Below are 14,073 nucleotides of genomic sequence, written 5' to 3'. Positions count from 1 at the left end.
TGGAAGCCCCTTTGCCACGCCCTGACCTTGTCGTCTTTACCAAGGCGTGGGGCTCCGAAAAGGTATGGCTACACAATCAGACTCTCTGCCGCTTCTGTAATGAACGACACCCCAATAATTGGGGTGTCGTTTATCTAGCAGCACAATAGAAAATGCCTGTAAGGCTCTCTTCGTATCATCTGACCATGCCTTAATCGGTTCGCGCAGCCACACTATTATCAGGCGACAAAGCCACTTCCTTTGCCGCTTCCTCAGCAGCCCGATAATCCAGCGTCTCGCTGACACTTTCCCAAGCGTTCTGCAAACTATCAAAGACACGTTGCGCATGTATTTGCTTGAACAAACCCATACGAACCAGCTTGCGGCTGACTTTCTCATTGGCTTCGCACAAGGCCACCATCACATTGCGCTGCTCCAGTTCCATCAAGGCCGTTTCCAGCGCCTGCATGGCCGTTGCATCCACAAAAGGCACGTAGTTCAAGCGCAGGACAATCGCCTTGACCGGCTCCGACACCGTCAGCAAAGAGCGGTTAACCGCTTCCACGCTGGCGAAGAAATAAGGCCCTTCCAAAGTCAGTACCGAAATATCCTGACGCAGCTCCTGGCTAAAGGACAGGTCCAGGGCACGTTGCAGGCGACGCCCTTCCAGGGCTCGCACCTGCACCCCGTCCGAAGTCCGTTTGAGCACATACAACATCGCCAGAATCACACCGATATTGACGGCCACCACCAGGTCGGCAAATACGGTCAAGGCAAAGGTGACCCACAGAATCAAGAGATCTGCCGGGGGCATGCGACGCTGCAAACGCACAACGAGTCGAGCCTGGCTCATATTCCAGGCCACCATGAACAGGATCGCCGCCAAAACAGTCAGCGGGATATACGCTGCCAGCGGGGCCAGGAACAGCAAAACCAGCACCAGAAAGATCACGTGCACCACACCCGCAATGGGGCTGGTTCCACCATTACGGATATTGGTTGCCGTACGGGCAATAGCCCCCGTGGCCGCGATACCACCAAACAAAGGGGACAGCACGTTGGCAATCCCCTGCCCCACCAGTTCCTGATTGGAGTCGTGACGGGTGCCCGTCATGGAATCGGCTACTACCGCGGACAACAAGGACTCAATCGCCCCCAGCATGGCAATGGCAAAGGCAGGCCCGATCAACTCCACCACACGGGTCACGGTAATTTCAGGCCATTGAAACGAGGGCAAACCGCTAGGCAAGGCGCCAAAACTGGAGCCGATGGTAGCCACCGACTCAAAGCGGAAAATAGCCTGAATAAGCGTGATGACGACCAAGGCCACCAAAGGTCCCGGCAAGCGTGCCAAGGCAGGAACTTTGGGAACCAGAATCAGAATGGCCAGCGACAAGGCGCCCAGTACCGTGGTGGCCCAGTCCAGCGACGGCAGGTTATGCAGCAAAAACCAGAGCTTTTCATGAAAGTGCTGGCCTTCAACGACGGGCAGCCCAAAAAAGTCCCGCCACTGCCCCACCCAGATAATCACGCCAATCCCGGCAGTAAAACCCACGATCACCGGGTCGGGAATAAAGCGAATCACCGCCCCCAGGCGCAACAGGCCCAGCAGCAACAAAATCACCCCGGCCATCAGGGTGGCAATTTGCAGGCCAGCGACACCATGCTGTGCCACGACCCCGGACAAGATGACAATGAAAGCGCCCGTCGGCCCGGCAATCTGGACCCGGCTGCCGCCAAATAAGGAAACCGCCAGCCCGGCAATAATGGCGGTATACAAGCCCTGCTCGGGCTTGACCCCGGATGCAATGGCAAAGGCCATCGCCAGAGGCAAGGCCACCACCCCCACCACCAAACCGGCCAGCAGGTTATTTAGCCAATGTTTTCGCCCCAGGAGTCCGGCTCGACCCGCTTCCAGCAGTGCAATCATCGCGCGTCCTTGTCATGCCCAGCTTGCTCGGCACAGATGAGAAACAAGCAAGGCCTACACTCAAATGAAGCCTTAATGATACTACTGCGTGCCAAAAAAACTTCACGTTAGTGATGGCCTTATTTGATGAAGCATAAAAAAAGCCCCCACGCTGCGCCTGCGGCTTGCGCTCCACCTCGCGGCCGCCAGTAAAAAAACTCCACCTCGAAAAGGTGGAGTTTGATTGCAACGAACACGGAATTTAAGGGTTTCGGGCGCGCAGCAGACGCAAGCTGTTCAGCACCACCAGCAAGCTGGCACCCACGTCGGCAAACACGGCCATCCACATAGTGGCTTGTCCGGTCAGGGCCATCACCAGGAACACGGCCTTGATGCCCAGGGCCAGGCTGATGTTCTGCCACAGCACCGCGTGCAAGGCTCGTGATTGACGCATCAGCAAGGCAATCTTGCCCAGATCATCGTCCATCAAAGCGACGTCGGCCGTTTCGATCGCAATGTCCGAGCCCAGTGCCCCCATTGCGATACCCACATCCGCACGGGCCAGAGCGGGCGCATCATTAATGCCATCACCCACCATCGCCACCAGACCATTCCCCAGTTTTTCCTCGATACGGTCCAGCTTGTCCTGAGGCAGCAAACCACCTCGAAAATCCTTGATCCCGGCTTGCTGAGCCACATGGCGCACGGCTTGCTCATGGTCACCCGACAACACTTCCACTTGCACACCTTGCGCTTGCAGATCGCGAATCGCCTGAGTGGTCGTAGGACGCAAGGTGTCCATCATGCCGAACCAGGCCAGCAGACCGTTCTCGTCACCCAGATACACCATGGTGGCACCGCTCTCTACCGCTTGCTGCTCGGCCTGGCTGGACTCGGCCTTGTTCTGGCCCAACACCCAGCTACGTTTACCCAGGCGCAATTGGCCGATCGAACCCTGAGCCTGCACGCCATTTCCGGCCAAGGCTTCAAACTGGTCCAGACTCAACAAACCCGAGCTGACACGACCACGAGCAATCGCTTGCGAAGCGGGGTGATCAGAGCGCTCGGCCAAGGCCACCGCCATGTCCAGCACTTCACTATCCGACAGGCTCTTGCGCAGGCTGCCGTACTCGTTCAAGGATGGCTCGCCCAAAGTCAGGGTGCCAGTCTTGTCCACGGCCAAGTAACGCAGTTGACGAGCCCGCTCCAGATACACGCCACCTTTGATCAAGATACCGGCTCGGGCAGCACTGGCCAGGGCACTGACGACAGCCACTGGCGTGGAGATCACCAAAGCGCAAGGGCAAGCAATGACCAGCAGAACCAGAGCACGGTATACGGACTCCGACCAGCTCAAGCCCCAGATCAAGGGCAAGGCCACCGCCATCAAGGCAGCCGCAATCACCACCAACGGGGTGTAAACGCGGGAGAACTGGTCTACAAAACGCTGAATCGGGGCTTTATTGGCCTGAGCTTCCTGAACCGAACGGGTAATCCGGGCCAGCAAGGTTTCATCATGAGCAGCCTGCACCTGATACACCAGCTCGCCCATGCCGTTAATGGTGCCTGCAAAGACCTCGTCACCCGGGGCTTTGTCCACGGGGGCACTTTCCCCCGTAATCGGTGCCTGATTAACGGTGCTTTGACCTTGCAAAATCTTGCCGTCCAGACCAAAGCGCTCACCCGGTGCGACACGCACTTGCCAACCGGCCTGTACCTGATTGGCGGGTACGCGCTGCCAGTCCTTGCCATCCGCACTGACTAGGACCTCATCAGGCACCAGCTTGAGCAGACTGTCCACCGCATTGCGGGCACGGTCCAAAGAACGGGCTTCGATCCATTCGGCCAGACTGAACAAGGACATCACCATGGCAGCTTCCGGCCATTGGGCCAGCAACACGGCACCCGTGACGGCGATACTCATCAAGGCATTGATATTGAGCTGACCATTACGCAGCGCAATCCAGCCCTTTTTGTAGACCTGCACACCACCGGACAAGATCGCAGCCACGGCCAGAATAATGACCAGCCATTCCGGGGCCGCCAGCCAATGGCTGATTTCAGCCGCCAAGGCCAGGACCACCGCCCCGGCGATGCGAATCAAACCTTGCTTGGGCGAGACCTGTTTCACTGGCTCTTCATCGGCCATGCGGGGCTCAAAACCCAGACCACGCAAAGCGCTCAACACCTTGTCGCGTGCGCCGTCAGTGTGGTCCACCGTCAAGACTCGCTGCATCAGGTCAAAGCCCAGGTTTTGCACTTGATCCAGCTTTTTCAGGCCGGAGCGAATCATGTTCTCTTCCGCCGGGCAGTCCATATCGGCAATCTGTACCACCAAACGCGTAGAGGTGCTGGCGGCCAGTGCGACCGAAGGACCAAAGGCCGGTGCCGAGCAGCACGCGCCTTCATGGGCGTGGGACGCTGGCTTGGCATGATCGTGACTATGATCATGCTGGTGATCGTGGCTGTGATCGCCCGCAGCATGATCGTGATCATGACTGTGGTCATGCGCATGCTCGGTCTGGCTGGCGGATGTAGCGCACTGCCCCACGCCGAGCGTTGAAGTATTCTTAGCTGATGTCATAGCGGTTCCTCGCTTCTTGCATGAGACCAGTAGAAAGCCTAAAGTAACTACAAGGTCAAGCCTTATGGAGGCACAACAATGAAAATCGGTGAATTGGCGGAAAAAAGCCACTGCAACACGGAAACCATCCGTTATTACGAGAAGGTCGGGCTGCTGCCCGAGCCGGAACGCAGCGAAGGCAATTACCGTCTGTACCGCAATATCCACCTGGAACGGCTACGTTTTATCCGCAACTGCCGCAGCCTGGATATGACCCACGAAGAAATTCGCGGCCTGTTGGCATTTATGGACGGCCCGGCGCAAGACTGCGCTCCGGTGAATGATTTGCTGGATGAGCACATCGAGCACGTTGCCGTGCGAATTGCCGAACTGGAACATCTGCAAAAACAACTGATTGAACTGCGTCACCGCTGCGGGCAGGCCGGTGGCCTGGAGCACTGCGGTATTTTGCAGGGTTTGGTGAATATGGAGCCGGATCAAGTCCCGACTCCCAGCACTCATTTGGGCTAAGGCTGTGTGGCGCAGCACTTAGCCACGCACCCGCCCTGCCGCCCACATTCCGATCAGCATCGCGACCAGAAACAAAATAGCCAAAGGCGCGCCCGACGCTGCCAGCACAATGGCCGGTCCGGGGCAAAAACCTGCCACCCCCCAACCAGCACCAAAAATCAAGGCCCCCAATACCAAAGGACGGTCGATTTGACGCTGTTTGGGCAGATTCATGGGCTGGCCGGTCACAAAAGCACAAGGGCGGCGACGCGCGATACTGAATGGCACAATCGCCACCGCAATCGCCGCGGCCATCACCAGGGCCAAAGACGGGTCCCAGGCGCCCGCCAGATCCAGAAACGCCAGCACCTTGCTGGGGTTGGCCAAGCCGGAAATCAACAAGCCCAAGCCAAAAATCAGGCCAGACACTAAAGCGATGAAATATTGCATGGCGGGCTCCTTAGAAGAGGTGACGCAGAACAAACACGGTCAGAAAACCGCTGGCCATGAAAGTCAGCGTCGCCACCAAAGAACGGGGCGACAGACGCGACAAGCCACATACGCCATGCCCACTGGTGCAGCCTGAACCCAAGCGAGTACCAAAGCCCACCAGCAAACCGGCCACTACCACCCACATCCAGGGCTGCGCTTGCACGACGGGCACGGCTTCCCCGGCCAAACGGTACAACCAGGGCGCCGCCGCCAGGCCCAGCAAGGCCATCCAGCGCCAGCCTCTGTCCCCTACAGCCCCGCTCCAGGTGCCCGACAGCAATCCAGATATACCAAACACCCGGCCATTAAAAAGTACCAGCACGGCGGCCGCCAAACCAATCAAAGCGCCACCCAGCAAAGCGCTCCACGGGGTAAAGGAACTCCAGTCAATTGCGATCATCGGTCCCTCCTGGGGCGCAAAAGATTCCATATAAAGTCTGCATCACAGCCAGCACCGCCGGGTTTTCCAGACGGTAATAGACGTATTTGCCCTCTTTGCGGCTGGCAATCAGCTCTTCGCGCCGCAAGACGGTTAATTGCTGGGATAAAGTAGGCTGTGCAATACCGCTGCGCTGCGCCAATTCCCCCACATTGCATTCCCCCTGCACCAAGGTGCAGAGAATCATCAGGCGGTCGGGGTTGGCCAGGCTGCCCAGCAAGCTGCTGGCTCGGCCTGCTACCTGCCGCAGAGCTTCCAGTTCGGTTTGATCCATATCGTTCTACAAAAATACAATATATATTATTATATAATATCTTTTCATATTTTATAAGCAACAAGAGGTCTGACATGCTCCAAGCCCAGGTCGCCAGCTTCTTTCATACGGATACTGCCACCTTCACCTACGTGGTTTATGCCGAAGGTCAGCGTGAATGCGCCATCATCGACTCGGTGCTGGACTATGACGCCGCCTCCGGTCGCAGCAGTACCGTGTCGGCCCAGAAGGTCGTGGATTTTGTGCGCCAGCATCAGCTAGACGTGCAATGGATATTGGAAACCCATGCCCATGCCGACCACCTGTCTGCCGCAGTCTGGCTACAAGAGCAGGTGGGCGGAAAAATAGCCATTGGCGAGCATATCCAGCAAGTGCAATCCACCTTCAGCCGCATCTTTAATATAGAGGCGGAAATTCAGGCCAATGGCACGCCCTTCGATACGCTGTTCAAGGATCAGGAATCTTTTCAGATCGGTGCCATTCCGGTCCAAGCCCTGCATGTACCCGGCCATACCCCGGCTGATATGGCCTATCACGTGCAAGGGCTGGGGGTCTTCGTGGGCGATACTTTGTTTTTGCCCGATGTAGGCACCGCACGCTGCGACTTTCCAGGCGGCAGTGCCAGCCAGCTTTATGAATCCATCCAGCGCCTGCTGGCCTTACCCGCAGACACCGTCTTGTTCATGTGCCACGACTATCCACCTGAAGGGCGCGAGCCTGACTACCACTGCACGGTTCAGGATCAAAAAGACGGCAATATCCATGTGCGGGACGGCATCAGCCAGGAGCAGTTTTGTCAGCGCCGCACGGAGCGGGACAAAACGCTGGGCATGCCGCGCCTGATCTTGCCCTCTATCCAGATCAACATCCGGGCAGGCCACTTCCCTGCTCCTGAAAGCAATGGGCAGGTCTATTTGAAACTACCGCTTAACCTGCTTTAAACCCGGCTGTTTTTTTGCGTCTGATGCTGCACCGAATCAGACGCAGAACAAACTCTTTAATGCTTAGCCTGCGTATACTGCCTTTTTCTGCACCCTGAACCTCAGAAGGAGATACCAGGCATGACTTACATGGCCCTCAAACATCTGCACATGACAGCCGCCGGGCTGAGCATCTTGTTTTTTATTATTCGGGCCTTCTGGTCAGTCACTGGGTCTGCCTGTTTGCAGAGTCGTTTCGTGCGTATTGCTCCGCATCTGATCGACACCGTTTTGCTGGTCTGTGGTCTGGCCCTGGCCGGCATGTTGGGGGCAGCAGCCAACCAGCCCTGGTTGCTGACCAAAATCGTGCTGCTGGTGGTCTATATCGTAGTGGGCAGCTTTGCGATCAAACGCGGTAAAACCCCGTTCAGCCGTGGCGTGGCCGCGGTAATCGCGATTGCCATCTTTGCGTATATCGTGGGCGTGGCCCTGAATCGCAGCCCGGCTTCCTGGTTCGTCTAAGCAAGCCGGATATAAAAAAGCCCCCTGACAATGGAAGAGATCTTCCATTGTCAGGGGGCTTTTTACTATTCCCCGCTTTACCAGACGCCTATCCAGCGCTGCACCAGCAAGCTGCTGACGGCCACCGCTATCCAGACCCCCAGGCCCAACAAGGCAGGCCGCGCTCCGGCTCGGGCCATCACCCGCAAATCCGAACACAGACCGATAGCCGCCAATGCCAGCACCATCAAAAACTCGGCCATGAAACGCAGTGGCTCCAGCCATTCCATCGGCACCCAACCCAACGAGCGCAACCCGGAAGCCACCATGAACCAGACGATGAACCAGGGGAACACGCGCATCAGGTCAAAGTCCCGGCCAGCCTGACGCGAGCGCCACATTTCCAGACCCGCCAGAATCAGGCAAATAGGAATGATCAGGGTGGCACGCGTCAGTTTGACAATGGTGGCGTGGTCACCGGCCTGACGACTATAGCTATAGCCCGCAGCCACGACCGAAGACGTATCGTTAATCGCCGTTCCAGCCCACACGCCAAAACCTGCGTCCGACATATTCATCATGTGACCGGCCAGTGGGAAAATCAGCACCGCCACAATATTGAAGATAAAGATGGTGGAAATCGCCAGGGCAGTTTCATGTTCTTCAGGCTTCAGAATCGGTGTGACCGCAGCAATGGCCGAGCCACCACAAATCGCCGTCCCGACCCCGATCAAGGTGCGCAGCTTGGAAGGAATCCCCAAGGCACGACCCAGCACAATCGCCGTGACAAAAGCTACAGTCAGCGTCACCAGCGTGACCGCCAGAGAGTCCATCCCGGTACGCATCACTTGCGGCAAGCTAAGGCCAAAACCCAGACCAATAATCGACCACTGCAACAGCACTTTGGACGAAAAGCGCAGACCCGGCTGAAACACCGTGGCCACACCCATGCTGTTACGGACCACCATCCCCAACACAATCGCAAACACCGGGCCACCAATCAAAGGCCACAGTTTGCCCAGGCCCATCGCCGCCACGCCCACGGCCACCGACAACAAAAAGCCCCACCAACGCGACGGCTTCAGAGAAAAACCCGGTTTCCCCTGCGCCTTCAGGGCGGTGCCTCCTGCTGATAAATCAGTCACACTGCTCATCTCGTCATTCCAGATTGGTAATAATTAAAAGTAATTTTAGGTTGACCCCGAGTATTAAAAAATTCATTATTACTTATCGTAAGTATCAATTTTATTTATCATGAATGCGATCAGCATCAGACAACTGGAAGTGTTTGTCGGTATTGCCACCCTAGGCACCGTGCGCGCCTGCGCAGCCGAGATTCACTTGTCCCAACCCGCCGCCAGCATGGCCTTGGCCGAGCTGGAAAAGCAGCTTGACTGCCCCTTGTTTGAACGCACACCAGGGCGCATGCAGCTCACCAGCCGCGGCAAACAATTGTTGCCGCACGCACGCGAGATTCTGGAGCGCCTGCGGGAAATGCAAAGCCAGCAGGAAGAAAGTGAACTGCGCGGCGAGATCCGCATCGGGGCCAGCAATACCGTCGGCAATTATTTAATTGGAGATCTGGTGGGCCAGTTTGTGCGCCAACACCCTCGTGTCTCCTTGCATGTGTCGGTGGACAACACGGCAAACATCATCAATCAATTGCTGGAGCATGGCTGTGACATTGCTTGCGTGGAAGGCCCGGTGAACCATCCGCAATTGGAAACCTGGATCTGGCGCGAAGATGCGCTGGTGGTCTGCGCCGCCCCCGATCACCCACTGGCGACCAAAACCACGCTGGAGAAGGCAGACTTTGCCGGGATGAGCTGGATTATGCGTGAGCGCGGCTCGGCCTCACGCGCCCTGACAGAGCAGGCCCTGAACGTGCTGCCCGGTGGCCATGTGCTGATGGAATTGGGCCAGGTGGAAGCGATCAAGCAAGCCGTCATCGCCGGGCTGGGTCTGGCCTGCCTGCCCCAAGCTGCCACCCTGGACGCTGTTGCCAATCAGCGACTATGTATTCTGGACACCCCATTTCTGGATTTAAAGCGCCGCCTGTCCCTGGTGTTGCATAAAGAACGCTATCGCAGCCAGGTATTAAGCGCCTTCGCCGACCACTTGCAAAGCCCTCCCGCCTGCGCTTCATCGCTCAAAACTTGACGCAAGTTTGCATTCTGAAGATGGTTGACACCCGCAGCAATGCTATTCTTGCTGCAGTGCAGCACAAACAGAAGGGATCATAAGTCCCGATCTCCTGCCCACCTCTTGAACCGAGCGATGCCATGAACACTTCATCTGTTCCTACGCCACAAGCGCAAGACACCACAGACTTTGCCCGCCCTGCCTATCTGCCCCCCTACGAAACCGTAGCCCTGGTCTTGCAAGGTGGCGGTGCCCTGGGTGCTTACCAAGCCGGTGTGTACGAGGGTCTGCTGGAAGCGGGCATTGAACCAGACTGCTTGTCCGGCATTTCAATTGGTGCCTTGAATACAGCGATTATTGCGGGCAACCCGCCCGAGCGTCAGGTAGAGCGCCTGCGGGAGTTCTGGAACACCATCTGCGAACCCTACTTTGGCTGGTCGGCACCCGCCTGCCTGGAACATGCCTTGTTTGGCATCAACGATGTCATGCGCGAGGCCATCAGCGCCTTCAATGCCAGCAATGCGCTGGTATTGGGGCAGCGTGGCTTTTTCCGCCCCCGTTTTCCCCCACCGATGCAAGCCACACCAGGCGTGCCCGAAGGCGCCAGTTACTACGACACCAGTGCCCTGAAAGACACACTGGAACGCTTGTGTGACTTTGATCGCATCAACGACAAGCGCCAGCGCATCTCGGTCGGCGCCGTCAATGTGGGCACCGGTAACTTTGTTTACTTTGATAACCATCGCACCACCTTGCGGGCCGAGCACTTCATGGCCTCCGGCGCCCTGCCCCCGGCTTTTGCACCCGTAGAAATTGATGGTCAATATTATTGGGATGGCGGCCTGGTCTCCAACACGCCCCTGTCCTATGTGCTGGACCAGTCGCCTCGTCGGGACACCCTGGTTTTTCAAGTGGACTTGTGGAGTGCGCGTGGCCCGGTGCCCAACAATATGGGCGAAGTCAGCGACCGCTTGAACGAGATCCGTTACTCCAGCCGTACCCGTATGGTGACGGAAGACATGCGCCATTCGCAGTACATGCGCCATATCCTGTCAGAGCTGCTTGCCCTGATCCCGGAAGATCAACGCAAAGATCTGCTCCCTTGCCGCCTGGCTGAAGAACTGGCCAGCAGCAAGCGCTACAACGTCGTGCACCTGATCTACCGTAATCAGCCTTACGAACAGCATTACAAGGACTATCAGTTTGGCCGCATCACCATGCGCGAACACTGGCGCAGTGGCCTGGATGATATCCGCCAAACATTGATTCACCGTGACAAGCTGAATATGCCGGAAAACCTGGCAGGCTTTACCACCTACGACGTACACCGCGAAGAGATCGAAAAAAGGCTGGCGAGCAACGGCAAGTAGGCCAGCCTGTATCTGGACTTAGCGGCGGCTGAGAACCATCGCGCCACTAAGCACAAAGGCCGTGCCCAGCAACTGCATGGCCGTAATGGGTTCTCCCAGAAACCAGTTCGCCAGGAACAAGACCGAGACCGGGCCAATCAGGCCCATTTGAGCGCTCATCGGTGCGCCTACACGCTCCACTGCCCACATGGTCATGAAGGTCGGCAAGACCGTATTGCAGACCGCGTGAATCATGGACAAGCCATATACAGGAGCAGGTTGCACCAGCCCCTGCCAGCCAAAGACCGCAAAGAAGTGAATCAGGGTATAAACCGCTGAAAAAGACATGGCATAGGCCACCAGCCGTGTGGAGCCAATCGCCTTGAGCAGCTCACCCGAGCCGATCAGATAAATAGCGTAAGAAATAGCCGAGCCCAGCACGCAGAGCGCTCCAAGCAGCACATCATCCCCGGTCAGGCTCAAGTCCTGCACAAAGACCAGCCCCACCCCCAGATACGCCAACGCCAGCGCTAACCACTGCTTGGGCAGAATCCGTCGTTTCAGGAAGATGGCGGAGAACATCAGCACAAAAGTGGGCGACAAAAACAGGATCAGCCGCTCCAGCCCCGCCGAAATATATTCCAGGCCAATGAAGTCCAGCAAACTGGCCAGGTAATACCCCAGGAAACCCAGCACCACCAGCTCCAGCTTTTGGCGCCCCGTCAGCGCGGCCAACTTGCCTTGGCGTACCTTTCTGATCTGCCATAAGGCAATGGCCAGAAAAAACGGCAGCGACAAGAGCATTCGGAACCCAATCACGGTCAGCGCAGTGACATCGTATTGGTACGTCAGTTTGGCAACCACCGCTTTGGCGGAGAAAAGAATAGAGCCGCCCCCCGATAACGCCAGTCCAATTAAAAACGAACTGCGCTGCGCACTGGGGCCTTGACTAGCTTGCATGGGGATTCATCACTTTGCAGGGCAAGATGGTCAGCAAAAAAGCCGCTGGCCCTGACGGAAAAAAAGAGTCGATAAAGGCAATAAGTTTTTGATTCTACTCTTTGCCCCGGACGGCGGCCATGTTGCACGCAAAGGAGTGGGCACACCCGCCCTGCTACGGATCATCAGCGGCCTCAGGTTCTGCCAACTGAGGAATGCCAATGAGCTGCGTCACACTCAGTCACCAAGCAGACAAAAAAGCAAACAAGCGTTGCAAGCACAGCCAAAGCGGCTTTAGCAGGACTAGCTCAATAAAGACAATGACTTAGCTCGAAAATACCCGCAAGACAGACCGAATCAGTACAAACTTTTGTGCTTTCCCTCTATGAAAACTTGCACATTTCGTAAAATACGTGCTATATTCTTTTTCTCTGGTCCCCGATAGCTCAGTCGGTAGAGCGACGGACTGTTAATCCGCAGGTCCCAGGTTCGAGCCCTGGTCGGGGAGCCAAGAAAACCATCGAAATCAGCCCATAGCATTTGCTTTGGGCTGATTTTTTTTGTCCTCGAAAAACGCACCCTTCCCATCACGAAAAACGGTGCCGCTAACATTTGGACAAAAAACACCCAAAAAAGACAGCGGGACTGCATGTTGATGCAGCCCCGCTGTGGCTCTTTTCCCCTGACCTAGCCCCTGCCCGGGACGATGCCGCCGCTGCTAACGCACTACGTCGACCCGGGACTGGCAGAATCAGTCAGAAAGATCAGAAACGGTGCGTGATACCGACCGTGGCAACCGTGCTCTTCAGATCGCTGTAGTAGCCGATGTTGCGAGCGTAGGAACCAATCGCGTACAGATTGGTGCGCTTGGACAGGTTGTGCAGGTAGCCAGCGCTAAAGACGTGCTGAGTCTTGGCATCATCGGTGCTACGTGGGGTGGAGCGTGGATCAGCCATCGTCCAGGAAGCCAGAACGGAACCGGCCTTGCCCGTAGGAACCGTCACGCCCAGGGCGTATGTATTGACCTTCAGGTCTTTATGCAGGCCAGGACCGAACTGTTCGGTTTGCAGGGAGCCGCCGATGTAACCATTACGGCTTTGGCCAAACGCAGCGTGTACGGTGGCAAAGCTGAATTTGTAGCTGGCAGCCAGGTTCCAGGCGCTGACGTTGCCGTTATCAGCCGCAACCAGGTTACCGCCCTGCTCACGAGCAGAACCATAACGTGCCTGGTCAAAGCTCAAGGCCGCTTTCAGTGGGCCATTGGTGTAGCGCATGGCGACGGTGAAGGCTTTGACGTTCGCTTCGTCGCTATTGATGGCATTACCCGTCAAACCGCTACGATTCCACTTTTGTGTGCCGTTGGTATTGAAGGAGTAGCCAGCACCGAACTGGAAGCCCGAGAACTCGGGGCTTTGGTAGGCCAGCATATTGTCATAACGAACCGTGTTGGCCGAATCAAATGCCGCACCCACACCGTACTGGTAGCCGTTACCGCCAAAGGGGCTGGCCACACCGGCTACGTACAAGGACGTGATGGTGGTTTGACGACCCAGATCCACACGGCCCCAGGAATCACCGCTCAAACCCAAGGTGGCTTGGCGACCAAACAAGCGGTTCTGACGCGTATTGCCATCGCTCAGATCAAAGCCGCTTTCCAGCATGAAGTTGGCTTTCAGACCGTCACCCAGATCTTCGCTGCCCATCAGGCCCCAGCGATTACCCATCCAACCCTGGTCATACAAACCAAAACGGCTTTGTTTTTCTGCGCCGCCTTTCAGGTCGCTACCCTTCCATTGTTCGTAACCCAAGCCGGTATCAAGCACGCCGTACAAGGTCACATTCGATGCCGCGTAAGCGGGGACCGCCAATACAGGCATCAACAAGGCTGCCAAGATAGTTTTTTTCATGTTCTCTGTTCTCTGTAAACGTCTGAATGCCGGATTTCTTATCGTTGTCCGACTCATATTCAAGTGCTGGGCCATGCTGTCCTCAGGGATGACTCCCCGATGCCAGGCCACGGCACTCCCTCCTATTTCTTGAAGCAAAACTCCTTAAC

Annotated in this window: 13 protein-coding genes and 1 tRNA gene; 6 read left to right on the top strand and 8 right to left on the bottom strand. The window is 56.6% G+C overall.

Annotation, left to right across the window (positions count from 1 at the left end; all coding sequences use genetic code 11):
• Window positions 1–190: 190 nt before the first annotated feature.
• Together OSH09_RS00140 and OSH09_RS00135 are read right to left on the bottom strand one after the other, a co-directional pair.
• Entirely contained in the window at window positions 191–1,909 is a 1,719-nt protein-coding gene (locus tag OSH09_RS00140) for a SulP family inorganic anion transporter (RefSeq protein WP_266119758.1), read from the bottom strand.
• 241 nt (window positions 1,910–2,150) lie between these two features.
• Window positions 2,151–4,472 (bottom strand): heavy metal translocating P-type ATPase, encoded by a 2,322-nt coding sequence (locus OSH09_RS00135; protein ID WP_266119757.1) that lies wholly within the window; start codon window positions 4,470–4,472, stop codon window positions 2,151–2,153.
• A gap of 78 nt (window positions 4,473–4,550) precedes the next feature.
• On the opposite strand from OSH09_RS00135, the gene cadR reads away from it, so the two are divergent.
• On the top strand, window positions 4,551–4,982 hold the full coding sequence (gene cadR / locus OSH09_RS00130) for a Cd(II)/Pb(II)-responsive transcriptional regulator (RefSeq protein WP_207873745.1): 432 nt from the start codon (window positions 4,551–4,553) through the stop codon (window positions 4,980–4,982).
• A gap of 18 nt (window positions 4,983–5,000) precedes the next feature.
• On the opposite strand, the gene OSH09_RS00125 is transcribed toward cadR, so the two are convergent.
• The 3 genes from OSH09_RS00125 to OSH09_RS00115 are packed head-to-tail and all read right to left on the bottom strand — an operon-like array spanning window position 5,001 to window position 6,166.
• On the bottom strand, window positions 5,001–5,411 hold the full coding sequence (locus OSH09_RS00125) for a DUF6691 family protein (protein WP_266119756.1): 411 nt from the start codon (window positions 5,409–5,411) through the stop codon (window positions 5,001–5,003).
• A 10-nt stretch (window positions 5,412–5,421) separates the two neighbouring features.
• Complete coding sequence (locus OSH09_RS00120) at window positions 5,422–5,850, bottom strand: YeeE/YedE family protein (protein ID WP_266120521.1); 429 nt, start codon at window positions 5,848–5,850, stop codon at window positions 5,422–5,424.
• Window positions 5,840–6,166 carry an ArsR/SmtB family transcription factor gene (locus OSH09_RS00115; RefSeq protein ID WP_207873743.1) on the bottom strand — a complete coding sequence of 109 codons (327 nt, stop codon included), beginning with the start codon at window positions 6,164–6,166 and terminating at the stop codon, window positions 5,840–5,842. Before OSH09_RS00115 ends, OSH09_RS00120 begins: the two co-directional genes overlap by 11 nt.
• A 74-nt stretch (window positions 6,167–6,240) precedes the next feature.
• On the opposite strand from OSH09_RS00115, the gene OSH09_RS00110 reads away from it, so the two are divergent.
• Together OSH09_RS00110 and OSH09_RS00105 are read left to right on the top strand one after the other, a co-directional pair.
• Complete coding sequence (locus tag OSH09_RS00110) at window positions 6,241–7,107, top strand: MBL fold metallo-hydrolase (protein WP_266119755.1); 867 nt, start codon at window positions 6,241–6,243, stop codon at window positions 7,105–7,107.
• A gap of 120 nt (window positions 7,108–7,227) precedes the next feature.
• Window positions 7,228–7,608 carry a SirB2 family protein gene (locus OSH09_RS00105; protein WP_266119754.1) on the top strand — a complete coding sequence of 127 codons (381 nt, stop codon included), beginning with the start codon at window positions 7,228–7,230 and terminating at the stop codon, window positions 7,606–7,608.
• 77 nt (window positions 7,609–7,685) lie between these two features.
• Here OSH09_RS00105 and OSH09_RS00100 read toward each other — a convergent pair whose 3' ends face one another.
• A complete protein-coding gene (locus OSH09_RS00100) occupies window positions 7,686–8,741 on the bottom strand; it encodes a YeiH family protein (protein WP_207873740.1) in 1,056 nt (351 codons plus the stop codon).
• A gap of 100 nt (window positions 8,742–8,841) precedes the next feature.
• Between OSH09_RS00100 and OSH09_RS00095 the strand changes: the two genes are divergently transcribed.
• Window positions 8,842–9,747: a LysR family transcriptional regulator gene (locus OSH09_RS00095; protein WP_266119753.1), complete on the top strand. Its 906-nt coding sequence runs from the start codon at window positions 8,842–8,844 to the stop codon at window positions 9,745–9,747.
• A 122-nt stretch (window positions 9,748–9,869) separates the two neighbouring features.
• Entirely contained in the window at window positions 9,870–11,099 is a 1,230-nt protein-coding gene (locus OSH09_RS00090) for a patatin-like phospholipase family protein (protein WP_266119752.1), read from the top strand.
• Between the two features lie 18 nt (window positions 11,100–11,117).
• Here OSH09_RS00090 and OSH09_RS00085 read toward each other — a convergent pair whose 3' ends face one another.
• Window positions 11,118–12,038 (bottom strand): DMT family transporter, encoded by a 921-nt coding sequence (locus tag OSH09_RS00085; RefSeq protein WP_207873734.1) that lies wholly within the window; start codon window positions 12,036–12,038, stop codon window positions 11,118–11,120.
• 414 nt (window positions 12,039–12,452) lie between these two features.
• Here OSH09_RS00085 and OSH09_RS00080 point away from each other — a divergent pair.
• A tRNA-Asn gene (locus OSH09_RS00080) sits at window positions 12,453–12,528 on the top strand.
• A 253-nt stretch (window positions 12,529–12,781) separates the two neighbouring features.
• Here OSH09_RS00080 and OSH09_RS00075 read toward each other — a convergent pair.
• Window positions 12,782–13,924, bottom strand: a complete 1,143-nt coding sequence (locus OSH09_RS00075; RefSeq protein WP_222668614.1) for a porin — start codon at window positions 13,922–13,924, stop codon at window positions 12,782–12,784.
• Window positions 13,925–14,073 lie beyond the last annotated feature (149 nt).

It is taken from the genome of Alcaligenes parafaecalis, assembly GCF_026344135.1.
Lineage (GTDB): Bacteria > Pseudomonadota > Gammaproteobacteria > Burkholderiales > Burkholderiaceae_B > Alcaligenes > Alcaligenes parafaecalis.
The sequence above is the reverse complement of the archived record's forward strand: the minus strand, read 5'-3'. Positions and strand labels throughout refer to the sequence as shown.

What these genes read in the sequence shown, in the direction of transcription:
- OSH09_RS00140 (WP_266119758.1), bottom strand. Translation starts at nt 1,909, where the DNA reads ATGATTGCACTGCTGGAAGCGGGTCGAGCCGGACTCCTGGGGCGAAAA.
- OSH09_RS00135 (WP_266119757.1), bottom strand. Translation starts at nt 4,472, where the DNA reads ATGACATCAGCTAAGAATACTTCAACGCTCGGCGTGGGGCAGTGCGCT.
- cadR (WP_207873745.1), top strand. Translation starts at nt 4,551, where the DNA reads ATGAAAATCGGTGAATTGGCGGAAAAAAGCCACTGCAACACGGAAACC.
- OSH09_RS00125 (WP_266119756.1), bottom strand. Translation starts at nt 5,411, where the DNA reads ATGCAATATTTCATCGCTTTAGTGTCTGGCCTGATTTTTGGCTTGGGC.
- OSH09_RS00115 (WP_207873743.1), bottom strand. Translation starts at nt 6,166, where the DNA reads ATGGATCAAACCGAACTGGAAGCTCTGCGGCAGGTAGCAGGCCGAGCC.
- OSH09_RS00110 (WP_266119755.1), top strand. Translation starts at nt 6,241, where the DNA reads ATGCTCCAAGCCCAGGTCGCCAGCTTCTTTCATACGGATACTGCCACC.
- OSH09_RS00105 (WP_266119754.1), top strand. Translation starts at nt 7,228, where the DNA reads ATGACTTACATGGCCCTCAAACATCTGCACATGACAGCCGCCGGGCTG.
- OSH09_RS00100 (WP_207873740.1), bottom strand. Translation starts at nt 8,741, where the DNA reads ATGAGCAGTGTGACTGATTTATCAGCAGGAGGCACCGCCCTGAAGGCG.
- OSH09_RS00095 (WP_266119753.1), top strand. Translation starts at nt 8,842, where the DNA reads ATGAATGCGATCAGCATCAGACAACTGGAAGTGTTTGTCGGTATTGCC.
- OSH09_RS00090 (WP_266119752.1), top strand. Translation starts at nt 9,870, where the DNA reads ATGAACACTTCATCTGTTCCTACGCCACAAGCGCAAGACACCACAGAC.
- OSH09_RS00085 (WP_207873734.1), bottom strand. Translation starts at nt 12,038, where the DNA reads ATGCAAGCTAGTCAAGGCCCCAGTGCGCAGCGCAGTTCGTTTTTAATT.
- OSH09_RS00075 (WP_222668614.1), bottom strand. Translation starts at nt 13,924, where the DNA reads ATGAAAAAAACTATCTTGGCAGCCTTGTTGATGCCTGTATTGGCGGTC.